The 20881-nt window shown below is 64.9% G+C and carries 23 protein-coding genes and 1 other RNA gene; 13 read left to right on the top strand and 11 right to left on the bottom strand.

Annotated features, from left to right (window positions below; translation table 11 throughout):
• Positions 1 to 99: 99 nt before the first annotated feature.
• The 4 genes from AC1DF4_RS13605 to AC1DF4_RS13590 are packed head-to-tail and all read right to left on the bottom strand — an operon-like array spanning position 100 to position 2253.
• Entirely contained in the window at positions 100 to 1221 is a 1122-nt protein-coding gene (locus AC1DF4_RS13605) for a tyrosine-type recombinase/integrase (protein WP_476913384.1), read from the bottom strand.
• On the bottom strand, positions 1221 to 1457 hold the full coding sequence (locus tag AC1DF4_RS13600; RefSeq protein ID WP_476913383.1) for a DUF3263 domain-containing protein: 237 nt from the start codon (positions 1455 to 1457) through the stop codon (positions 1221 to 1223). Before AC1DF4_RS13600 ends, AC1DF4_RS13605 begins: the two co-directional genes overlap by 1 nt.
• Positions 1450 to 1854, bottom strand: coding sequence for an ImmA/IrrE family metallo-endopeptidase (locus AC1DF4_RS13595; RefSeq protein WP_476913382.1), 405 nt, complete (start codon positions 1852 to 1854; stop codon positions 1450 to 1452). Before AC1DF4_RS13595 ends, AC1DF4_RS13600 begins: the two co-directional genes overlap by 8 nt.
• Positions 1855 to 1887: 33 nt before the next feature.
• Entirely contained in the window at positions 1888 to 2253 is a 366-nt protein-coding gene (locus AC1DF4_RS13590) for a hypothetical protein (RefSeq protein WP_476913381.1), read from the bottom strand.
• A 39-nt stretch (positions 2254 to 2292) separates the two neighbouring features.
• Here AC1DF4_RS13590 and AC1DF4_RS13585 point away from each other — a divergent pair, with 39 nt between their 5' ends.
• Complete coding sequence (locus AC1DF4_RS13585; RefSeq protein WP_476913380.1) at positions 2293 to 2616, top strand: hypothetical protein; 324 nt, start codon at positions 2293 to 2295, stop codon at positions 2614 to 2616.
• An 8-nt stretch (positions 2617 to 2624) separates the two neighbouring features.
• Here AC1DF4_RS13585 and AC1DF4_RS13580 read toward each other — a convergent pair whose 3' ends face one another.
• Positions 2625 to 3251, bottom strand: a complete 627-nt coding sequence (locus AC1DF4_RS13580; protein WP_476913379.1) for a hypothetical protein — start codon at positions 3249 to 3251, stop codon at positions 2625 to 2627.
• A 466-nt stretch (positions 3252 to 3717) separates the two neighbouring features.
• Here AC1DF4_RS13580 and AC1DF4_RS13575 point away from each other — a divergent pair, with 466 nt between their 5' ends.
• Both AC1DF4_RS13575 and AC1DF4_RS13570 read left to right on the top strand, forming a co-directional pair.
• Entirely contained in the window at positions 3718 to 4395 is a 678-nt protein-coding gene (locus AC1DF4_RS13575) for a hypothetical protein (protein WP_476913378.1), read from the top strand.
• Positions 4396 to 5144: 749 nt separating this feature from the next.
• Positions 5145 to 5666: a hypothetical protein gene (locus AC1DF4_RS13570; protein WP_476913377.1), complete on the top strand. Its 522-nt coding sequence runs from the start codon at positions 5145 to 5147 to the stop codon at positions 5664 to 5666.
• Here AC1DF4_RS13570 and AC1DF4_RS13565 read toward each other — a convergent pair.
• The gene (locus AC1DF4_RS13565) at positions 5663 to 6499 is read right to left on the bottom strand and encodes a hypothetical protein (protein WP_476913376.1); all 837 of its coding nucleotides are present in this window, start codon (positions 6497 to 6499) and stop codon (positions 5663 to 5665) included. The two genes, AC1DF4_RS13570 and AC1DF4_RS13565, sit on opposite strands and share 4 nt — an antisense overlap.
• Positions 6500 to 6653: 154 nt before the next feature.
• Here AC1DF4_RS13565 and AC1DF4_RS13560 point away from each other — a divergent pair, with 154 nt between their 5' ends.
• The 4 genes from AC1DF4_RS13560 (at position 6654) to AC1DF4_RS13545 (ending at position 11092) form a co-directional block, all read left to right on the top strand.
• Positions 6654 to 7406, top strand: coding sequence for a hypothetical protein (locus AC1DF4_RS13560; RefSeq protein WP_476913375.1), 753 nt, complete (start codon positions 6654 to 6656; stop codon positions 7404 to 7406).
• A gap of 555 nt (positions 7407 to 7961) precedes the next feature.
• Complete coding sequence (locus AC1DF4_RS13555; protein WP_476913374.1) at positions 7962 to 8966, top strand: AbiTii domain-containing protein; 1005 nt, start codon at positions 7962 to 7964, stop codon at positions 8964 to 8966.
• A gap of 14 nt (positions 8967 to 8980) precedes the next feature.
• Positions 8981 to 10477 (top strand): phage terminase large subunit, encoded by a 1497-nt coding sequence (gene terL, locus AC1DF4_RS13550; RefSeq protein ID WP_476913373.1) that lies wholly within the window; start codon positions 8981 to 8983, stop codon positions 10475 to 10477.
• Between the two features lie 9 nt (positions 10478 to 10486).
• Positions 10487 to 11092, top strand: coding sequence for a hypothetical protein (locus tag AC1DF4_RS13545; protein WP_476913372.1), 606 nt, complete (start codon positions 10487 to 10489; stop codon positions 11090 to 11092).
• A 144-nt stretch (positions 11093 to 11236) separates the two neighbouring features.
• Here AC1DF4_RS13545 and rnpB read toward each other — a convergent pair.
• Positions 11237 to 11630, bottom strand: an RNA gene (gene rnpB / locus AC1DF4_RS13540) — RNase P RNA component class A.
• Positions 11631 to 11702: 72 nt separating this feature from the next.
• Here rnpB and AC1DF4_RS13535 point away from each other — a divergent pair.
• A complete protein-coding gene (locus AC1DF4_RS13535) occupies positions 11703 to 12596 on the top strand; it encodes an alpha/beta hydrolase (protein WP_476913371.1) in 894 nt (297 codons plus the stop codon).
• Between the two features lie 34 nt (positions 12597 to 12630).
• Entirely contained in the window at positions 12631 to 13395 is a 765-nt protein-coding gene (locus tag AC1DF4_RS13530; protein WP_476913370.1) for a YaaA family protein, read from the top strand.
• A gap of 45 nt (positions 13396 to 13440) precedes the next feature.
• Here the strand turns inward: AC1DF4_RS13530 and AC1DF4_RS13525 are convergent, their stop codons facing one another.
• Both AC1DF4_RS13525 and AC1DF4_RS13520 read right to left on the bottom strand, forming a co-directional pair.
• Complete coding sequence (locus AC1DF4_RS13525) at positions 13441 to 14199, bottom strand: zinc ribbon domain-containing protein (protein WP_476913369.1); 759 nt, start codon at positions 14197 to 14199, stop codon at positions 13441 to 13443.
• A gap of 123 nt (positions 14200 to 14322) precedes the next feature.
• Positions 14323 to 15240, bottom strand: coding sequence for a Nif3-like dinuclear metal center hexameric protein (locus AC1DF4_RS13520; protein WP_476913368.1), 918 nt, complete (start codon positions 15238 to 15240; stop codon positions 14323 to 14325).
• A 79-nt stretch (positions 15241 to 15319) separates the two neighbouring features.
• On the opposite strand from AC1DF4_RS13520, the gene msrA reads away from it, so the two are divergent.
• From msrA to epsC, 3 genes are all read left to right on the top strand, one after another.
• Positions 15320 to 15844: a peptide-methionine (S)-S-oxide reductase MsrA gene (gene msrA / locus AC1DF4_RS13515; RefSeq protein ID WP_476913367.1), complete on the top strand. Its 525-nt coding sequence runs from the start codon at positions 15320 to 15322 to the stop codon at positions 15842 to 15844.
• Positions 15845 to 15911: 67 nt separating this feature from the next.
• The gene (gene cysK, locus AC1DF4_RS13510) at positions 15912 to 16847 is read left to right on the top strand and encodes a cysteine synthase A (protein WP_476913366.1); all 936 of its coding nucleotides are present in this window, start codon (positions 15912 to 15914) and stop codon (positions 16845 to 16847) included.
• Positions 16848 to 16884: 37 nt separating this feature from the next.
• The gene (epsC, locus tag AC1DF4_RS13505) at positions 16885 to 17469 is read left to right on the top strand and encodes a serine O-acetyltransferase EpsC (protein ID WP_441406654.1); all 585 of its coding nucleotides are present in this window, start codon (positions 16885 to 16887) and stop codon (positions 17467 to 17469) included.
• Positions 17470 to 17499: 30 nt separating this feature from the next.
• On the opposite strand, the gene AC1DF4_RS13500 is transcribed toward epsC, so the two are convergent.
• Positions 17500 to 18333, bottom strand: coding sequence for an oxidoreductase (locus tag AC1DF4_RS13500; protein WP_476913365.1), 834 nt, complete (start codon positions 18331 to 18333; stop codon positions 17500 to 17502).
• Positions 18334 to 18451: 118 nt separating this feature from the next.
• A complete protein-coding gene (gndA, locus tag AC1DF4_RS13495; protein ID WP_476913364.1) occupies positions 18452 to 19888 on the bottom strand; it encodes an NADP-dependent phosphogluconate dehydrogenase in 1437 nt (478 codons plus the stop codon).
• Between the two features lie 239 nt (positions 19889 to 20127).
• Here gndA and AC1DF4_RS13490 point away from each other — a divergent pair, with 239 nt between their 5' ends.
• The gene (locus AC1DF4_RS13490) at positions 20128 to 20856 is read left to right on the top strand and encodes a FadR/GntR family transcriptional regulator (RefSeq protein WP_476913363.1); all 729 of its coding nucleotides are present in this window, start codon (positions 20128 to 20130) and stop codon (positions 20854 to 20856) included.
• The last annotated feature ends 25 nt before the right edge of the window (positions 20857 to 20881 follow it).

The raw sequence follows: 20881 nt of genomic DNA, 5'->3' as shown, positions 1-20881 counted from the left end.
GCACGCGGCAGGGTAGACAGGGCTTCTTGGGGGTGTGAATGGATGGGTTGACCGATACGCCGGGTTCTGGCTGATTCGGCGCCAATGCTGGGATGCGGGCTAGGTCAGGGGCAAATCAGGGGTATCGAGCCTGACCAGACCATCGGTGAGGGCCGCTGCCTTGGTGTCATCGTCGGGCCACAGGTGGGCGTACGTCTTCAGCGTCTCGGTGGCGTCCTTGTGGCCCAGTCGGTGGGCCACGGCCACCGGTGACATGCCCCCCGCGATGAGCTGTGAGGCGTGATAATGCCGGAGCTCGTGCCACCCTGTCCCAGCGCCGGGAACGATGTCGCGGATGTGCCGCCATGCCTCCCCCGCCGTGTGCCTGGTGATCGCCCGGCCGGCCGAGTGGAAGACGATGCCCCCGACGCCTTCAGGCTCCTCCCTCAAGTTCTTGAGAACCTGCATGGAATGGTCACCTATGTGGATCCGCCGGCGGCTGGCCTTCGTCTTCGGCGGCCCCCATGAGGGATCGCTTGAGTTGTTCCCGATAAGCTGCCGGTCGATGCTGATCATGGAGTTGTCGAAGTCGACCCGGTCCCAGGTCAGCCCGCGCAGCTCGGAGGAGCGCAGCCCGGTCGCCGCGCAGAACACGACCATCGGGCGGTACGGACGCCAGATCTCCGAGGCTAGACGCTGCACCACTTCGGTGCGGAGCGGCACGACAGCTTCCGGCTCGATCTTCGGGAGCCGTATAGATATGCACGGAGTCTTCTGCACCTTCCCATCCAGCACCGCAGCCTTGAACATGGCCGCCAAGTAGCCGTAGGTCACCTTGACCGTGGACGGCGCCAAAGACTCCGCCCACTCCCCCACCGCCGCCTGCACGTCTTCACGGCGCACCGAGTCCAAGGCCATCTTCCCGAGACTGGGGATGATGTAGAGCTTCATCTTCGCCTCGACCTGCTCCCGGGACGATGCCCGGTGGTGGAGCTGATCCCTCTTCCACTGCTCCGCGTAGTCAGCGAGCAGCACCTTCGTCCGCGTCCGCACATATGGGCCCTGGTTCATGGCTGACACCTGTTCGGCGAGGAACGCCTTGGCCGCTTCTTTCGTGGCGAAGCTCTGCCGCTGCTTCGATTCCCCGGGCGGCGTCCACTCGGCCCGCCACCGCAGACCCTTCCCATATAAAGGAGTGCGCGTCTTGTCCTTCCGGATCCACCTGTCTTCAACGCGGGCCACTACAGCAGCCTTCCCGCGAGGGCTGGCCGGCGGCGCTGGATCCGCTGCACTTTGAGGCGGGCAACGGTGTGCGGGTCCCAGGCATGAGCATCGGGCAAGTCGAGGATCCGACTTACTTCCTGCCAGAACCGCACCCCGGAGAGGTCGAACTCCTCCCGGGCCCGACGTTCCCGGGCGGCCGGGTATCTGAACGGCGCCACTGCGAGGCGCAGGATTCGCTGGTCTACCTCAGTCATGGCGGCTCCCATCTATTTGTTTGCGGAGGTGGATGAGCTCCTCCAGAGTGAGGGACTGCTCAAAGTGGCGGACGTCGTCGGGCATGACGGCGAGCCGGTGGGCGATGCTGAGGAGGTCGTCCGTGATGCGTGCCGCTTCAACGAACGCGGCCGGTCGGATGAGGTGCCGGGCGGCCCACATGCGGGCTTGGCGCTCCTGCCGAGGCGTGCACCCGACATGTCCATAGTATGCGTGGCCGAGTTCGTGCCAAACGGTGGAGCGGCGCTGGATGTAGCCCAGGTCGGGCCGGTACGTGATGCGGTGGCGATCAGGGTCGTAGCTTCCCCACCAACCGCGGGGAGGGTAGCCGGGCACAATCTGCACGCCCATCTCTTCCGCCTTCAGCTCGAACCCCATAGGGCAAGAACTTACGACGAGGGTCCGACAGGATCAGGGCGAAGCCTTCGCCGCGGCCGCGAGGTGCTGCAACTCCCGCGACATGCTGATAAGTACGGTCTGTGATGATTCGGGCAGGTCACGGGCGCCGGCCAGCACGAGAGCTGACTCGTCGGGGCCGCCCATGTTCAGGCCAAGGTCCTTCGCGCAGGCGCCGATGACTTCGCCGACGGTGACATTGAGTCCGCGGGCGAGACCGCGGAGGGTGTCGGGGTCCGGGAAGAGCTTGATCGGTGCAGTGGAGATCTGCTGCAGCCTGGACTGGGTGGGGATGCCGCCGCAGTCGCGGGAGAGTTCGAGGTTGTTGCGTTCGCCGCGGAGGTTCTTGATGAGTGCGCGGAGAGACTGTCCTTCTGCCATTGGGTTGCCTTTCATTGGGTGCGGCTACTTCGTGAGAAGTTGGCCGCCAAGTTTTTCGTGTGCTTTTTCGGCCTTGAACTGGTCATCTTCGATCAACCAGTTCTTGCCCTGGACGGCGAGCTAATGGCCGAGGCTCTGACTGATGAAGGGTTCGGGTCCGTGGTGGAAGCCAAAGCCGAGGCGCTGGAGGAAGCGGCGACCGACTTTGAGGACAACATCGGCGTTGGCGAGTTTGACGAGCTGGCCCGGCGCGACGGCAGGCGGTGGACCCATATCGACGAAGCGTGGGAGTACCAAGGCCCGTACATGGACTGGCTCCGTGCCCGTGCCGCCGCTATCGACCCGGAAGGGGCCAAAGGATGAGCAGGACCTCATTCCTCCTGGCGGCCAACCCAGCGGCCCGCAAAGAAGCGCGGCTTCACAAAAGGAACCACGCCCTTGTCCTCGTAGCGCACCGAGTTCTTCGGGCCGGACTTCGACACCATCGGGTCGGTGGCCAGGGCTTGCCACGTGGCCTCGCCCCTGGAACGCACCAGCGGGACGGCCTCGTGCTTGAAGACCTTGCGATGGGGCTGCCCGTAGACGTCGTGCCACTCAAGGATGACGTCCGGACGCCTCACATCAACCTGGGGCCCCGGGAAACCGTACTGGAACCGGTCAGGGTCAATCGTGCTATTGATGAGCACATACTCGTCCTTCTGGATCGGCCCGCTGAAATCCTCGGTCAACCCCATCAGCTTGTGCGGATCTGCGGCCAGCGAAGCACTGAGCCCGAAACCGGGGGCGTTTCCGATATTCGTGACCTTCAAAGAGGTGACTCGGCGGTCGTCCACCTCATGCCATTCGGCCGAGAAGTCAGGCTGACTCGTGAGCAGTTGCCGCCGCTGGAACCAGCGGGTCCGCGATGCAACCCAGATGGATATGGCCACTGCGGCCGCAGACAGGATAAGGGGACCCCAATCCTTTATCCACTTCACCAGTTCATCGAAGTCGCCCATAGCAAATCCATCCGTCCCCATAGTTGTCCTGCAGTACGAAGAGCCGCCCGCCTGATGACGGCCACCGGCCGCCACGTGTGTCCCACAGGCGCTCAAATCACGGTTGAGTCTACCCATGGAACACTGCCCCTTCGGGCCAGTGATGCGGCCGCACCGCGAAGAGTCTCGACCCCAACGAAGCAAGCCGAGAGATGGAAGCCCCCGATGCCGACAAGCACCTCCACATCGCCCACCGCGCCATCGCCATGCGAGGCGGAGCGTCGCAACCTCCAAGCCCTCCACGCGATGGAAGTCGACTGGGGGGCCGGCGTATTCAACTACGCCAAGATCAGGGGAATCCTCACCGGCCGCGACAAGGACGAGTGCCGAACCCGTAACGACTGATTACCGACAATCAACCTAGTCCGCTCACCGGTAGGCGACCGAGTGCCGGATACTTCGGACGACGGATGGGAGGATGGTCGGCGTGAATACAACGACATGCACCTTGGATGATCTGGTAGCCAATGCACCCCTCGTGATGAAATGCATCGCCCCGGAAGAGTCGCCAATGGCCACCGACTGGGCCTCGGCGATTGGCACCGTCGGCGCTACCATAGTCGCGATCCTGATTGGTGCCGTATCTGTTTGGCTTACCGTCCGCGAGCATAACGCACGCAAGCTTCAGGAAGGTAAGGCTAAGGATCTTCAGATTAGAAACCAAGCTGAGCGCGTTGCGGCGTGGCTCGAAGTCGAAAAAGTTGAGATTGTGGAGGGCGCCATCTCGGAAACTACGTGCAAGGTGGTTGTCCAGAACGCTTCTGATCAGCCCATATGGGAAGTCGGCGTGTTTCACTGGTCGCTCGGGAGTGCGAAATTCTCGCAGATCCCGGTGCTTCCTCCCGGCGGTCGAAAGACCATCCCAAGTCAGCCCAAGACCGAAGGGCTAACGATTGAGGAAGCGGTCGACATCCGATTTCGCGACAACGCGGGCAGGTCATGGTATCGACCAGCCAGAGTCCCTGGAATGCTGAAACTCGAAAGCGATTCGACGTTTGAGAGTCTGGACACAGCGCAGCCTCCGAAGTTGCCACTCTGGGCGCGTGTCTGGGGCTGGCTGCGGCAGACACTCGGCATCAAGCCGAAGGTGTTCTATCAGGAATGACCCAACGATCCTGGGGCTCTGGCGGCACCGGCATAACCCGCCGACCAACACGCCTTACACGGCGGGCCGGCGGGTCTGCGTCTACCGGAGAAGCCAGTGGAGAACCACGGCGGCAATCGTGCGGACCAGTACGATGACGGGACCCCAGATACTGATCCGGTGGGCGCAGTGCTGACATTCAGGGCAGAGGTGCTTCTTATGGGGCATAAGGTTGAACTCCTAAATCGGAGCCACGGCGCCATGAAACGTCCCAGGTGTATGTGTGTGCAATTGCGTGAACGCAAACAGATGCATAACATGAGAACGTCACATGATTCATGTGACTGCAATGAACGGCCGACAGCTCATCTAATCTTCGCAGGATGTAGAGCTGTTGGCTGTTCGACTTTAACGCGCCGGTTGGCCCGCTGTTCCAGTGTACCGACGGGAAACGACGTTCTCATCCCGCGTCGTGCACTACGCCCGCACGGAGCAATCTCGAATATGCGGGGACCGAATAATTTGGTGCATCCCCAGCTTCCTATTCCTGCACATTCCTTCTCATTTATCAGCAAAACTCGCGGAAACTAGTGGAAATAGAAGGAAATCTGACGCATTAGCGGAATATCGCTAGAGGCTTAATGTCTGACGGCGATCGAAAGGATATTCAATGCAAACCGATACCAAATGCGGGGCGAAGCTCCGGGGTAAGCAGGCGGGCAAGACGTGCGCGAACTCCCCCACCGATGGCGCTACGCGATGCTGGCGCCATGGGTGGGTCCAGCCCCCAGGCGAAGGCGGCGGCTGCCCGCCGCGTGGCGGAGCAGGAGGCTCGGGACACCATGACCCGCGCCGTCCGCACCCTCGGCCTTCCCATCGACATCGACCCGGGCAAGGCCCTGCTGGATGAGATCCACTGGACGGCCGGCCACGTTGCCTGGCTCCGCGAAAAGGTGCAGGAACTCGAAGCCAACGACCTCGTGTGGGGTCGGACGCAGACGGACAATGGCATCGGCCCGCAGGGGCCCGTGGACACCGTCACCGAGAAAGCCGACCCCAACGTCTGGTACCAGCTCTACCTCAAGGAACGCGAGCACCTCGCCAAGGTCTGTGCCCTGGCACTGAAGGCAGGTATCGAGGAGCGGAAGGTCAAGCTCGCCGAATCACAGGGCCTTCTCGTCGCCGACGTGATCCGCCGGATCCTTGGAGCGCTCGGCCTCACCCCCGAACAGCAGCAGCTGGTGCCCGAGATCGTTCCGCGTGAACTCCGTGCGCTTGCCGCTGGAGTCTAGGCTCCCGTCCCATCGTCAACTGTCGCGCCCGTCACGGCAGGGGCAGACTCTGCGGGCGCCCCCTCCACCGGAACGGCGCCAGACCATATCTCCTCGTAGTGCTTGAGAATCATGCGTGACGACGACTCTTCAAGTGGCGTGGCCACACCGAAGCGCCGTGTGATGGAGTTCAGACTCGATCCCAGCATCAGAGCGCTCCCCTCTGATGGCATGACAATGCGGTCGTGCAAGACTTTCTGCTCGACCATCCGGAGCTCGAGGTGTGGGGCCGAGCTCAATACGACGGCGAAAGCCGGCGCCTTCCTCTTCGAATTGTTATTGCTTGTGAGGATCCTTCTGACCGATGGAAACGTTGCCAATGTCAGCAGCTGGTCTTGCTCCAGGTAAGGATCAACCACCATGCACGCGTCGAAGCTCCCGATCCTGGCCATCAACTGGGCATAGGCGAACGGATTGTCAGGGTCGATAATTACTTCCAGCGTGGACCCAACGTCTGACGCAGGCAGCGGCGAGTTTGCTTCGCGGAGAACTGCCTTGCCGAGCTTCGTGATGTCGACGTGGCTACCATCTGTCACCATCCACTTCAGCCGGACGAGGTAGCTGAGCAAGGGTTCCACCTCACGCCTGCCACTACCCCAGAGGGCAAAAGTGGCCGCACTCTGGAGGGAAGCGTAAGTGGCGGCTAGAGTGGTGGCGCCGCCGGAAACTGTGACTTTCTGGTCCCAGCCGTCTGCATACGCAACGAATTCACCCTCGGTGAGCGGGTGGTTCTGTCTGTTGACCGCCTCCACGTAGGCCAGCATGCGGTGCGCGGATTCCCCAATAATTTCCATGGCCGAATCATATCCGCGGCGGCATGCCATAGGCCGACAAGCAACTTGGAGTTGCTAGAATAGTGAGTGACAAGCGTTAGTCTCGGAGGGGGAATAAGTGGCGGTTGAGCAGGCTATGTGCACGGGCGGGGATCACCCAACCAATGCGCAAGGGGTGACACTCTGCCACCGCTGCGCCACCGAACTCGAGGCGGACCTGCGTGAGGCCCCGTTCGTATGGCAGGACATCCAGACCACCGGGGCCCGACTCGACGTCGGCGGCGCATCAGTCGGTTCATCCGGGCACAAAGCACCACGCCCGGCAGCCAACCTGGACGCCCTCGACAAAGCCCAGACGTTGCGGATCGTGCTCGGCGGCTGGGCGAACCACCTCCCCCAGCTTCATCCGGAGAATGACCCGGTCAAGACTGCGCTCTGGCTCATCACCCAGATGCCCGAGATCCGGAAACAGCCATGGGCTGGCGATCTCAAGCAGGAACTCCGCGACGCGCTCAACACCTGCCGCTGGGCCAGCGACCGCGCCGCGGACCGCATCAGCCTGGGACAATGCAGCACGGAATGCCCCGGCATCATGACAGCGATCGTTGGCGGCCGTGTTGCGAAGTGCCGGCTTTGCGGGGCGGTGGATGACGTCCGGGCCCGGCAGCAGTGGATCATTGCGGAGGCGTGGCATGTGGCTACGTTCCTGCCGAGCATCGTGCGGGCACTGTCCGGGGCGGGCCACGCGAAGGTGGACATCGGCAAAGCGGACGTCTGGGTGCACCGCGGGAAGCTCGAGCCTGTGGCTTGTGACCTGGCGACAAAAAGGGCGCTTTACACCGCAGCTGACGTGCTGGCCACGTACCTGGCAACCCCCACGGGACGCAAAGAACAGGCGACACAAAAACAAGTTGTGCTAGCTTCTTGACCAAGTGTCGCTTGTAAGGGTATTTTGTTCATGATGCATCTTCTGTCGAAAGACGAACAGGTGCCGAGCAGAGCCCGTCACTCCCCCAATGGTGGCGGGTTTTGTCATGCGGTGAGGGTCAACACCGAAACACGTACACGGTGAAGGCCGGCCGGGCGTAACCTTTCTGGCGCCTGCAATGGACGGTCCTGCCCAAACCCGCAGACCACAACTGAATAGCCCACCGCCCCCGCCGAGACCCGGGGATGGCGGGAGGGCTGAACGGTAGACGCGCACTGACCGCCCGCAGGTTCGATTCCTGCGCAGCCCGCTGACGGTGACCGCCCCCGGCCAACAACCGCACACGCGGGGAGAGCCAGTAACCGTCCACTTCATGCCGCCAGACGGAACAGGCGAATACGCTGGCTGCCTGCCTAAGCGTGTAACGACAACAAAGCAACCCTCAGATGGACGAGGGAAGACACATGGACCAGAGCGTCAAGGAGGAGTCGATAGACCGAGCTGAGCGAGTACCATTCGAAGGTTGAAGAATCATCGAGGGGAAACGAGTTATTCATGGCATCCGACCGGGTTGCATCTGCGGCGCTTCTGTCCGACCAGCTCTTGGAAGACATCGAAATGTCCAGGCTCACCCTGGCAGACCAAATCCGCCGTGCCAGCAGACTCGCCCGCCTCCTCGATGACGATGAAGCCCTCTCATGGCTCGGCCATGAGATCGACGGTTTTCGAACAGTCACCGGGGGCCTGAACGCCTCGCAGGTGAAAGCGGCCAAGCGTTCGCGCCGCCACGCCCCATCAAAGGACGCTGGCAAAGAGACTTTCTGGACCGACTCGGTGGATATGATCCAGGCCGATGTCGAGTCCGCAAGGCTTCAACTGGGAGCCGCGGCAGATGCTCCAGTGAGTGTTTCGTCAGCGAATCCATCTCAGTTCGTCACTGCCCCTTCTGGAAACAGTAGGGAGCGGACGTCGCTTAGGCAGTTCATCTCAACTCGCAGCGACCTGCTCGGTAGGATCCTCGGCGCCGTCCACGGGTACGTGAGTGAAAAGAACGTTGAACTCCGATTCGGTGCGGCCATGGAATCGGCCTTCGCTGTCCTGCGGAAAGAAGTAGATGGCAAAATTTCCTCGCTCGTGCCGACTGCGAGTGTTAAGTTCGCCAGCGCCTTTGAAAACGCCTCCTCGAGCAATTCAGAGGACTGGGCCAACGCCGCGGGAGCCTGCCGACGGCTAATCAAGGCCGTGGCCGACGAACTTCGCCCAGCTGGGGAACCCGTTGGCAACATCAAGATGACGGACGACAAGTACATCAATCGGCTTATCGATTGGATAAACCGGCAACATGAGCTGAGTGCAACTCCGAAAGACGTCATCCGCCGCGACTTGGAATTCCTGGGCAATCGGCTTGACGCGTTTGCCGATGCTGGCCATAAAGGAGCCCATGCTGAAGTGACGCGTTACGAGGCGTCCCGCTACATTACCGGAACTTACCTTCTCATCGGAGACATTCTCCGCCTCAGCGAGTCCGCAGCCAATAGCGCCGAGGCATCCCCCGAGTAACGACTGGAGGCGCCGTGACTGTGAACATGTGGGAAGCAGCTGCCCGCATGTTCGAGCCGCGGGAATCGAAGTGGGAGACACCGGGCGCGATGGCACGGGACACGAACCCGAAGACCATCCAGACTCCGGCACTGGACCTGATCGACGCCGCCCTGGTGGAAGCGTTCAACACCCCCGATTCGCGGCTCATCATCTGCATGGCCCCGCAGGAAGGCAAGTCGGTCCGAGTGGCCAACGACTTCCCCATCTGGTGCCTCACCCAAAACCCGGACCTCCGCATCGTCACCGCCTCGTACGCGCAGAACCTCGCGAACCGCAACGGCCGGGCCATCCGCAACCGGATCCAGACCACACAGTCACTGGATCTCACCATTGCCCAGGACAACGGCGCCGTGCACGAGTGGACACTCGCCGGGCACCAAGGCGGCGTGCTGTCCGTGGGTATCGGTGCAGGTGTGACCGGCCGCCCCGCGGACATGATGATCATCGACGACCCGATCAAGGACCGCAAAGAGGCGGACTCCGAAACGTACCGGGACAACGTGTGGGACTGGTGGACGGACGCGGCCTCGGCCCGCCTCGCCCCCGGCGCCCCAGTCATCGTGATCCTCACCCGCTGGCATCAGGACGACCTCGCCGGCCGCCTCACCGAACGGGACAAGGAAGCGGGCTGGAAGGTCCTGAACATCCCCGCCCAAGCCGATCACCGGCCGGAAAAGGGCGAGACTGACCCGCTCGGCCGCAAGCCCGGCGAGTTCATGGTCTCCGCCCGCGGCCGCACGCTCAAGCAGTGGCTCATGCGCAAAGCCACCGCCGGTGCCCGGACATGGGCGAGCCTCTACCAGGGCCGCCCCTCCCCCGAGACTGGCGGCGTGTTCCCCGCCGAGTGGGCCCGCTACTCCAAGCCCATGTGGACGGTCGCGGACGACGGAACCCGCCGCGTGGCCGGCATCGGCCGCGACGACCACGAGCTGGTGCAGTCCTGGGACCTGGCGTTCAAGGACACCAAGTCCAGTGACTATGTCGTCGGGCAGGTCTGGCTGCGGGTCGGTAACAGCGTGTACCTGCTCGATCAGGTCCGGGCCCGGCTGAACTTCACAGCTACGTGCCAGGCGATCCTTGACATGTCCGCAAAGTGGCCGCAAGCCGTGGCCAAGTTTGTGGAGGACAAGGCCAACGGCCCGGCGGTCATGAATGCACTGTCGCAACGGGTATTCGGGCTCATCCCCATCGAGCCCGAAGGCAGCAAGTACGCCCGCGCTTCAGCCATCTCGCCCCTGGCCGAGTCACGGAATATCGTCCTCCCGGAGGCCGAGCTCCTACCCAACGTCGAAGAGCTCATCGAGGAAGCGAAGAACTTCCCCAACAGCGCCCACGACGACACCATCGACGCACTGTCACAGGCCGTCAACCGGCTGCTGCTCCTGCCCATTCTGAACCAGGGCAAAGTCATCGAACCTGACGTCTACGACGTCTACAACGAACAGGGCTGGTCAATCAGCCCGGTCTAGGAGGCCAGAGTGGGCATGTTCCGCCAGCTGTTCGGCCTCCAGGAGGCCGCCACCACGTCCGAGCTCAAGGTTTACGAGGGCCAGGTTGCAACCCTGCAGTACCGGCTCGAAGAATCCCTGGCTAAGCTGCAGCTCTCCCGCGAAAGCGAGGGCTGGCAGCGGCTGTCCGATCAGTACGCGCAGGAGTTCACCCGGGACGGCCTCACCCGGGCCGCGGAGATGGGCCGGATCTTCGGAATCGCCAACCCCATCATCAAGCGCGGCCGGGAAATCCGGCACGCCTACGTGTGGGGGCAAGGCGTCACGGTTAGCGCCCGCGACCAGGAGAACATCAAGTCGTGGGAGTACGGCAAGTACCCGAAGATCATGGCCACTCTCCCCCTGGCCGACGGCGCCACGGTCGATGTCTATGCGCTGGCTTCCCGCTGGAACCCGTCCCACATCCTTGTCGCGTGGCGGGACGACGAGTACCGCCCACACTGGGCATGGGTCCCAGCCGGCAACGTCCGCCGCGTCACCGACTCCGAATGGGACATCGAGGAGTACCGGCGCTGCCCCGAACACCTCCGGGCGATGAGGTGGGGCGCACGACTGCCGGGCTTCCTGCCCGAGTAGTGGTAATAGCGAGGGGCAAATGAGGGGCAAATGGCCCCGCCAGAACCAATCAAATCCACTCAAATAGGCCCTAGTAGTGGCGGGCTAGAAGCCCTAGAAATGGCCGAAAATCCCCGGATATCCGGGCGAAAGGGGCTAGGTGAATGGATGGGTTGACCGATACGCCGGGTTCTGTGTTCCCGCGCCGTTACCGGCGTGGGAGTAGCGGCCATCCATCTACGAACGCCGTTGCCGACGCCCTCCAGCAGCCTACCCGGACACTCGGGCGGGCAGCCCTCAAACGTGTCCTGTCTGGCCTTGCTCCGGGTGGGGTTTACCTAGCCTTCCCGGTCACCCGGGAAGCTGGTGGTCTCTTACACCACCGTTTCACCCTTACCTGCCCTGCAGCCCGTGCAAGCACGCGCGGCATGCAGGCGGTCTGTTCTCTGTGGCACTGGCCTGCGGGTTACCCCGAGTGGGCGTTACCCACCACCCTGCCCTGCGGAGCCCGGACGTTCCTCGAGCCACTTGCGTGACGCGCGGCCGCCTGGTCAACCCATCCGCTGTCCATTCTACGGTCAGCGGGGACGCGTCCGGCGACACGTCCGGCGGCCAGGCCTATGATCGGGGAATGGACCAGTCCGACCTGACCCGGCGCCGGCTGCTTGAGCTGGCCGGAATCGGCCTTGGCGCCTCCGCGCTGGCGGCCTGCACTGCAGACACCGCGCCCGATATCACGTCCCCCGCAGCGCCCGCCGGCCCGACGACGACCGCGACGCCGGCCCCCGCCGCGCCTCTGACGGTCCGGACCAGCAGCGGCTCGTTCGTCTCCGCCTACCGCCCGGGGGTCACCAGCCACTGGGCCGTGGCCGCACCGGACATGCCGCCCGGCGGCGCACAGCCGCAACTGCCAGTGGCAGTGTTCCTGCATGGGCTCGGCGGCAGCCACAAAGTCCTGCTGGACGGATTGGCAGCCCACGAGGCCCTCCAACGGCACCTTGATGCCGGCGGGACGCCGTTTGGTGTGGCGGCTGTGGACGGCGGGAACACCTGGTGGCATGCCCGCGCGGACGGCAGCGACACCCAGTCGATGCTGGTGAAGGAATTCGTTCCTTATCTGGGCGGCCAGGGATTCGACCTCGGCCGGATCGGGCTCTTCGGCCTCTCCATGGGCGGCTTCGGCTCCCTGCTGCTCGCCTCCCAGGGCCGGCTGCCCGGGCTCCGGGCCGTCGCGGCCATGAGTCCGGCGGTGTGGGACAACTACGACTCGCGCATCGAGGGTGCCTTCGACGGGCCGGCCGACTTCGCGGCCAACGACGTGTTCGCGCTCCGGCCCCGGCTCGCGGCGCTGCCCAAGAGGATCGATTGCGGCACCGGGGACGACCTTGCCGCCACCGTCCGTGCGTACCGCGCAGAGCTCCCGGGCGACGTCGAAGGCGGCTTCCGGCCCGGCGGCCACGACGACGGCTACTGGCGCTCCATCCTCCCCGACGTGTTGTCCTTCCTCGGCAGCAACCTCGCCTGAACCCGCGCCGGAATTGGACCGCTAAGATTGTGCGGTGCTGATTCTGCTGCCGCCCTCCGAAGGCAAGACCCCCGCCACGGCCGGCGACGCCGTCGACTGGGCGTCCCTGAGTTTCCCCGGACTGAACGCCTACCGGGCCAAGGTGCTGGAGGGGCTCGGAACGGTCAGCGCCCACGAGGACGCCCTGGCGCTCCTGGGTGTCGGCGCCTCGCTGCAGGCCGACGTCGAACGCAACACGCGGCTGCACGCCGAGCCGGCGGCGCCCGCCCATCAGGTTTACTCCGGGGTGCTGTACGACGCGCTGGGCTATGACTCACTGACGACGGCGCAGAAGCGCAAGGCCGATGAATCCGTGCTGGTCATCTCCGCGCTCTGGGGTGCCATCCGCTTCGGCGACAGCGTCCCTGCCTACCGGCTGTCAATGGCCACCGCGCTGCCCGGCGTCGGGCGGCTGGCGTCCTTCTGGAAGCCGCAGCTCACTGAGGCCCTCGCGGCCGCCACGGCAGGCGAACTCCTGGTGGACTGCCGCTCCAGCACCTACGCTGCCGCATGGACTCCCCCGCCGCCGCAGACCGTTGCGGTGAACGTGTTCACCGAGGTCGACGGCGTGCGGAAGGTGGTCAGCCACTTCGCCAAGCACACCCGGGGCGAACTCGCCCGGCACTTGCTGACCCGCCGGGGCAAGGCGCCGCAGACTCCCGCCCAGCTGCGGAACGCGGCGGCCGAAAAGTGGACCACGGAACTGGTGGAGGGCACGGCCCGGAAGCCGCACACCCTGAACATCATCCTGCCCAACTAGCCCGCGACAGGGGCCGTTTCGGGCCCCCAAAACGTTCCCTGACCGCTAGACAGTCGGGAGGTTGGGCCCGCTCCACTCGGCGGAGCGGACCAGGATGCAGCCGGAATCCGGGCAGAACACGATGTCGTCCTCGGCGGCGGCCTTGATTTCGGCCAGGTCGCCGGGGCTGAGCTGCATGCCCGAGCCCTCGGATGTTCCGTGGAAGAGGCGGGCCGCGCCGACACCGCGCTTGGCCAGGGTCTTCTCGTAGACCGCCAGCAGCCCGGCATCCAGGCCGTCGGCGAATTCGGCACGCTGGCCGCGCACGACTGTGGCTTCGGCGCCGATCTCCGCGAGCTTCTCGTCCAGCTCGGCACGGATGGAGCCGAAGGAGCCCTGGATGTCGTCCACGATCTGCTGCTGCGTGGCCTGGCGCAGGCGCAGGGCATCCAGCCGCTCAAGGACTTCGAGCTCAACGTCTTCGAGGTCGGAGCGGCGTTTGTTCAGGGACACAAGGTCGCGCTGCAGGGCAACGAGGTCCTTGGACAGGCCGGTGCCGCTGTTGAGCTTCGCTTCGTCCCGTTCAATCCGGGAGGCCACCTGCTCCACGTCCGCCTCGGCACGCTTGAGCTCGAGTTCGGCGTCGTGGACGGCCACTTTCGCGGCACCGAGTTCGCCGTTGGCCACGCTGAGGGCAGCTTCCAGATCGGTGATCCGGGAGTCACTTTCAAGGCTTCGGCGGCGGTTGAACAGGGATTTGAGCTTCGCATCAAGTCCCTGCAATTCGAGCAACTTCAACTGTTCCGCCGGTGCTGCCTTGGCCACTATTTACCTCCGCTTGTTCCCTTCCGGCCGGAGCCGGGCACCGAGTAGGCGCTCCCTAGACTCTAGCGCCTAGCGTGCTCCCCGGCCTCGCTACGCTCACCCGGGGCCCCTCGCACGCCAGTCTTAGCCCGGAGTCAGAATGAAGTCCCACGGATCGCTGTTGGTGGTGCTGACCCGGATCTCGACGTCGTGGCCCTGGTCGCTCAGCACGTTGCCCAGCGCCTCGGCGGCAGCCGGCAGCCACAGCCACTCGCTGGCGAAGTGGGAAACGTCGATCAGGTACGGCCGGTCGTTGACTGCCGCCTCACGCGCTTCCGACGCCGGGTGGTGCCGGAGATCCGCGGTCAGGAAGACGTCGGCGTTGCTGGCCCGGACCTCGCCGAGGAGCGAATCCCCGGCGCCGCCGCAGACTGCCACGCGGCGGACCAGCCCGTCCCGGTCCCCCGACACGCGCACTCCGCCGGCGACAGCGGGCAGGATGCCGAAGACGCGGGCGGCGAAGTCGCCCAGGGTCAGGACGTCCTCGAGGTCCCCGACCCGCCCGATACCTTCTTCCGGCAGGCCGTTCGCCGCAGGGCTCAGCGGGGCGACGTTCTGCAGTCCCAGCGCGTCGGCCAGGACATCCGAAACGCCGCCGACAGCGGAATCACCGTTGGTGTGCACTGTCAGCAGGCCGGTCCCTGATTCGATCAGGCGGTGCACGGCCCGGCCTTTGGCGGTGGTGGCCGCGACCGAGGTGACGCCCTTCAGCAGCAGGGGATGGTGGGTGATGAGCAATTCGGCGCCAAACTCGATGGCTTCCTCGATCACTTCAAGGGTTGGATCGACGGCGAAGAGGATCCTGCTCACCCCGGCGGAGGGGTGGCCTGCCACGAGGCCCACCTCGTCCCAGTCCTCGGCGAGGGATTCCGGCCAGAGCTCCTCGACGGCCAGCAGGATCATGCCCAGGGTGGGGGCCCCGGGCGTTTCCGCTGATCCGTTGCCGGCAGCGTCGCTTCCTTCGGAAGGGCTGGCTGAAACATCGGTGTTTACAGGTTCCATACCCACATTTTTACCCTATTGAACGGCTGGCCCCGCAGACCCCGGGAATCAACGGGGCCCTTCGACCATTGAACAGTGCATGAGAACTTTTGTCCTCGGCGGAGGCTGCTTCTGGTGCCTCGACGCCGTCTACCAGAAAACCAAGGGTGTCAGCGCGGTCGTTTCGGGCTACACCGGAGGCCACGACCGCAACCCCGACTATTACGCCGTCTGCTCCGGAACTACCGGCCATGCGGAAGTCGTTGCCGTGACGTTTGATGAGGAGATCATCCCGGCGGAGGTTGTCCTGGACATGTTCTTCGCCCTCCATGACCCCACCACGCTCAACCGCCAGGGTTACGACGTCGGTACGCAGTACCGTTCCTCGATGTTCTATGAGACCACCGAGGAAAAGATCCTCTTTGAGGAGGCGATCGGCCGGAACCAGTCGCTGTGGGCGCATCCGATCGTCACGGAAGTCAGCCGGCTGCCCGTGTTCCACCGGGCCGAGGAAATCCACCAGGACTACTACGCCAAGTTCCCGGAGCAGGGCTACTGTCAGGTGATCATCAATCCGAAGCTGGCCAAGGCCAGGAAATATTACTCTGCATGGCTTAATGCTTAGCTAGGGCCTGCGGGCCCTCGTTAGGCTGACCTCAGTATTCCCCTCCCACAGACAGGCGCAGACACCCATGGCACGGATCTATGACGATGTTACCCAGCTGATTGGCGGCACCCCGCTGGTTCGGCTCAACCGGCTGACCGAAGGACTCGACGCCACTGTGGCCGTCAAGCTGGAGTTCTACAACCCGGCAAACAGCGTCAAGGACCGGATCGGCGTCGCGATCGTCGACGCCGCGGAGAAGGCCGGGGCCCTGAAGCCCGGCGGCACCATCGTTGAAGGCACTTCCGGCAACACGGGCATTGCCCTGGCCATGGTCGGCGCCGCCCGCGGCTACCGGGTCATCCTGACCATGCCGGAAACCATGTCCACCGAACGCCGCGTCATGCTCCGCGCCTACGGTGCCGAGATTGTGCTTACTCCCGGCTCCGAGGGCATGCGTGGCGCCGTTGAGAAGGCCCAGGAGATCGTCGCCAACACGGAGAACTCCATCTGGGCCCAGCAGTTCGCCAACGAGGCCAACCCCGAGGTCCACCGCCAGACCACGGCCGAGGAAATCTGGTCCGACACCGACGGCAGGGTGGACATCTTCGTCGCCGGCATCGGCACCGGCGGAACCATCACCGGCGTCGGACAGGTGCTGAAGGAGCGCAAGCCCGACGTGCAGATCATCGCCGTCGAGCCGAAGGACTCCGCCATCCTCAACGGCGGCGCCCCGGGCCCGCACAAGATCCAGGGCATCGGCGCCAACTTCATCCCGGAAATCCTGGACACCAACGTCTACGACGAGGTCCTCGACGCCACCCTCGAGGACTCCGTCCGCGTGGCCCGGGAGCTCGGTGTCAAGGAAGGCATCCTCGGCGGCATCTCCTCCGGCGCGATCGTCTGGGCGGCCCTGGAACTGGCCAAGCGCCCGGAGAACGCCGGTAAGCTTATTGTTGCTGTGGTCTGCGACTTCGGTGAGCGTTACATCTCCACCGTGTTGTACGACGACATCCGCGGCTGAGCCCGGCCCCGTCCCAAGATTTCGTAGAAAGGTCTTTGTGAGCTTCTTCGCAAGACTGAAGGAAGACCTCGACGCCGCCCGGTCACACGACCCGGCGGCTCGAGGTTCTTTTGAGAACTTCTTTGCCTACTCCGGCCTGCACGCGATCTGGTTCCACCGCGTGACGCACCGGATGTGGCAGAACCCGGCGCTGCGCTTCCCGGCACGGCTGATTTCGCAGCTGGCCCGGTTCCTGACCGGGATCGAGATTCACCCCGGCGCAACGATCGGCCGCCGCTTCTTCATCGACCACGGCATGGGGGTGGTCATCGGCGAAACCGCCGAGATCGGCGAGGACGTCATGATCTACCACGGTGTGACCCTCGGCGGCCGCTCCCTGGCCAAGGTCAAGCGCCACCCCACCATTGAGGACCGCGTCGTGATCGGCGCCGGAGCCAAGATCCTGGGCCCCATCACCATCGGCCGGGACAGCGCCGTGGGCGCCAACGCCGTGGTGGTCAAGGATGCCCCGGCCGAATCGATCCTCACGGGCGTGCCGGCCACGTGGCGGCACCGGGACGCACAGCGCGAAACCAAGCCCGCCGTCGACCCGGCCGAATACCTGATCGAATACCGGATCTGACCGGAGCTTCCTTGCCGGAAACTGGAGAGGCTACGCGGGAAAACGTTTGTAGATTCTCCAGATGACGACGTCGAATGCCCGGTCCGGCAGCAGCCGCCGCAGCAGCAGGACGGCCCGCGCGCCCTTGCCCACCGGATAGCGGGTCTTGGGCCTCGGCGACGTCGCGGCGTGGACGATCGCATCGGCGATGACGTCCGGCGGCGTGGACATCGAGGATCCCACGGTGGAAGCCAGCGCCGCCGCGACCACCTTCGCCTGGTCCATGTAGGGCCCGTGGCCGGACGTGGCCAGCAGGCTGTCGCCGGAGATGGCGCCCCACTCCGATTCTGTTCCCGACGGCTCGATGATGCACACGTCAATGCCGTGGGGTTTGAGTTCGATCCGCAGCGAATCACTGAGGCCCTCGACCGCGAACTTCGTGGCGTGGTACCAGGCACCCAGCGGCTCGTACATCTTTCCGCCGATCGAGGACACGTTGATGATCCTCCCCCGCCCCGCCGCCCGCATCCCGGGGAGCACCAGCTGGGTCATGCGCGCGAGCCCGAAGAGGTTAACGTCGAACTGCCGCCGCCCCTCGGCCAGCTCCACCTCCTCCAGCGATCCATAGGAACCGTAGCCGGCATTGTTCACCAGGACGTCGACCCGGCCGTGGTCGGCAATCACCTGCCCGACGGCGGCGGCCATGGACTCCTCGTCCGTGACGTCCAGCGCCAGGACCGTCACCCCGTGGGCCTTGAGGGGCTCCATCTTCTCGACGCGCCGCGCCCCGGCATAGACGGTGAAACCGCGGCCCGCGAGCTTCCATGCGGTCTCAAAACCGATTCCGGTGGAGGCACCGGTGACAAATGCTACGGGCTGGGTCATCTGCTGCACTCCTGGGTCGGCGACGTGGACGGCTGTGTGGACGGGTTTCCTGGGGAAACGCGAACGGCCGGTGCTCCCAGAGTAACGGGAGCACCGGCCGTCGGTGTCGGTCGAGGGACTAGTGGGTGTCCACTGCCTCGATTTCGGACTTGTCCTCGCCCCAGAGGGTGTGGAAAGTTCCTTCGGCGTCGACGCGGCCGTAGGTGTGCGCGCCGAAGAGGTCGCGCTGGCCCTGGATCACGGCGGCGGGGAGGCGCTTGCGGCGCAGGCCGTCGTAGTAGGCCAGGGACGAGGAGAACACCGGCACCGGGATGCCGAGCTGCACGGCGGTCGAGACCACGCGGCGCCAGGCCGGAAGGACGTCGGCGATGGCCTTGGTGAACGCCGGGGCGAAGAGCAGGTTGGCCGGCTTCTCCTCCGCGGCGTAGGCCTTGGTGATTTCCTTGAGCAGCTCGGCGCGGATGATGCAGCCGCCGCGCCACAGGGAGGCGATCTCGTCCAGCTTCAGGTCCCAGCCGTATTCCTTGGCCGCTGAGGTGAGCATGTCCAGTCCCTGGGCGTAGGAGACCAGCTTGGAGGCGTAGAGCGCCTGACGGACGTCTTCGACGAAGCTCTCGGGGACCTCGACGGCGGCCTCGCCGCCGGCCAGCAGTTCCTGGGCCAGCACACGCTGCTCTGCCTGCGAGGACAGGGCGCGGGCGAAGACGGATTCGGCGATGCCCGACGTCGGGGAGCCCAGCTCGAGCGCGGAGATGACCGTCCAGCGGCCGGTGCCCTTCTGGCCGGCGGCGTCCACGACGACGTCGACGAACGGCTTGCCGGTCTTGGCGTCCACGTGGCCGAGGACCTCGGCGGAGATTTCGATGAGGAAGGAGGCGAGCTCGCCCTTGTTCCACTCTTCGAAGATCTTTGCCTGTTCCGCCGGTTCGATGCCCGCGCCGGAGCGCAGCAGGTCGAAGGCTTCACCGATGACCTGCATGTCGGCGTATTCGATGCCATTGTGGACCATCTTGACGAAGTGGCCGGCGCCGTCGGTGCCGATCCAGGCGCAGCAGGGCTTGCCGTCGACGTGCGCGGCGATTTTCTCCAGCAGCGGGCCGAGGGCGTCGTAGGACTCCTTGGAGCCGCCGGGCATGATCGAGGGGCCGTTGAGGGCGCCTTCCTCACCGCCGGAGACGCCGATGCCAACGAAGTGCAGGTCCTTCTTGGCGAGCGCGGCTTCGCGGCGGCGGGTGTCCTCATAGTGGGAGTTGCCGGCGTCGATGATGATGTCGCCCGGTTCCAGGAGCGGCTCGAGCTGCTCGATCACGGAGTCGACCGGCTTGCCGGCCTTGACCATGATGAGCACGCGGCGCGGCTTCTCCAGCGAGTCGACGAGCTCCTGCAGGGTTTCTGTGCGGACAAAGTCGCCGTCCTGGCCGTGCTTCGCCAGCAGGGCGTCGGTCTTCTCGACGGACCGGTTGTGCAGGGCAACGGTGAAGCCGTTCCGGGCCAGGTTGCGGGCGAGGTTGGCCCCCATCACCGCAAGGCCGGTGACACCGATGTGTGCTGACATCAAAACTCCAATTCATTCTGTGCAACGAGTGCAGTTCGTCCCGCGCGTGGGGCGGGACTTTTCTTCTTGGGATCAGTGGCTGTCAATAAACCATACGTATTTCCGCGGGCCGCTGGAAAGCAGTGCCCACGTGGCGGAATATGGCGCGTCACAAACAGTCTATGATTTCCGGCGCCCTGCGCGCCGGTCCGGGGCGAAACGGCGGCGGGATCCGCGTCAGCCCCACTATGCTTACGACTATGTCAACCAGCCTCCACCACCGTGCGATTGAGCACCTCGGCACCCGCATTGTGGCGGGCGATCTCCCGGCCGGCCACATCATGCTGGCAGAGCACCTCGAAGACGAACTCCAGGTTTCCCGTTCGGTGGTCCGGGAGGCGGTGCGTGTCCTGCAGTCGCTCGGCCTGGTCGAAACGACCAAGCGTGTGGGCATCCGTGTGTTGCCGGCCAACCGGTGGAATCCCTTCGATCCCCAGGTCATCCGCTGGCGCCTCGCCGGCGAGGGCCGCGGCGCGCAGCTGCGCTCCCTCGCGGAGCTGCGCACCGCCGTCGAGCCTGTGGCCGCCGAACTGGCCGCCGCCAACGCCCCGGAGGAGATTCGCCGCGAGCTGGTGGACGTCTCGCACGCGATGCGCGACGCCGGCCGGGCCGGGGATGTGCCGAAGTTCCTGGAGCTGGACATCCACTTCCATTCCCTGCTGCTGACCGGCTCCGGGAACGAAATGTTCGCCAACCTGGTGGGCCAGGTGGCCGAGACGCTGACCGGGCGCACCGTGCACGGCCTGATGCCGGACCACCCGCGCGACACGGCGCTGCAGTGGCACGTGGACGTGGCGGAAGCGATTGCCGCCGGGAACCCGGCGGCCGCCCGCGAGGCCTCGGAGCGGATCATGCGGGAGACCATCTCGGACATGGAACCTGAGTGGAAGGACCAGCCGAGGGTGTTCGTCCCGGTCCCGCGGCCCTAGCCGTCCTGCCCCGCCGCCCTGGCGC

It is taken from the genome of Arthrobacter sp. 05N429, assembly GCF_056397045.1.
Note: the sequence above shows the minus strand (reverse complement) of the source record. Positions and strands in the feature narration are given on the sequence as shown.

Bases quoted from the DNA above. Each gene is read 5' to 3' on its own strand.
- AC1DF4_RS13600 (WP_476913383.1), bottom strand. From the start codon at position 1,457: ATGACTGAGGTAGACCAGCGAATCCTGCGCCTCGCAGTGGCGCCGTTC.
- AC1DF4_RS13595 (WP_476913382.1), bottom strand. From the start codon at position 1,854: ATGGGGTTCGAGCTGAAGGCGGAAGAGATGGGCGTGCAGATTGTGCCC.
- AC1DF4_RS13590 (WP_476913381.1), bottom strand. From the start codon at position 2,253: ATGGCAGAAGGACAGTCTCTCCGCGCACTCATCAAGAACCTCCGCGGC.
- AC1DF4_RS13580 (WP_476913379.1), bottom strand. From the start codon at position 3,251: ATGGGCGACTTCGATGAACTGGTGAAGTGGATAAAGGATTGGGGTCCC.
- AC1DF4_RS13570 (WP_476913377.1), top strand. From the start codon at position 5,145: ATGGGTGGGTCCAGCCCCCAGGCGAAGGCGGCGGCTGCCCGCCGCGTG.
- AC1DF4_RS13565 (WP_476913376.1), bottom strand. From the start codon at position 6,499: ATGGAAATTATTGGGGAATCCGCGCACCGCATGCTGGCCTACGTGGAG.
- AC1DF4_RS13555 (WP_476913374.1), top strand. From the start codon at position 7,962: ATGGCATCCGACCGGGTTGCATCTGCGGCGCTTCTGTCCGACCAGCTC.
- AC1DF4_RS13535 (WP_476913371.1), top strand. From the start codon at position 11,703: ATGGACCAGTCCGACCTGACCCGGCGCCGGCTGCTTGAGCTGGCCGGA.
- AC1DF4_RS13520 (WP_476913368.1), bottom strand. From the start codon at position 15,240: ATGGAACCTGTAAACACCGATGTTTCAGCCAGCCCTTCCGAAGGAAGC.
- msrA (WP_476913367.1), top strand. From the start codon at position 15,320: ATGAGAACTTTTGTCCTCGGCGGAGGCTGCTTCTGGTGCCTCGACGCC.
- cysK (WP_476913366.1), top strand. From the start codon at position 15,912: ATGGCACGGATCTATGACGATGTTACCCAGCTGATTGGCGGCACCCCG.
- AC1DF4_RS13500 (WP_476913365.1), bottom strand. From the start codon at position 18,333: ATGACCCAGCCCGTAGCATTTGTCACCGGTGCCTCCACCGGAATCGGT.
- gndA (WP_476913364.1), bottom strand. From the start codon at position 19,888: ATGTCAGCACACATCGGTGTCACCGGCCTTGCGGTGATGGGGGCCAAC.
- AC1DF4_RS13490 (WP_476913363.1), top strand. From the start codon at position 20,128: ATGTCAACCAGCCTCCACCACCGTGCGATTGAGCACCTCGGCACCCGC.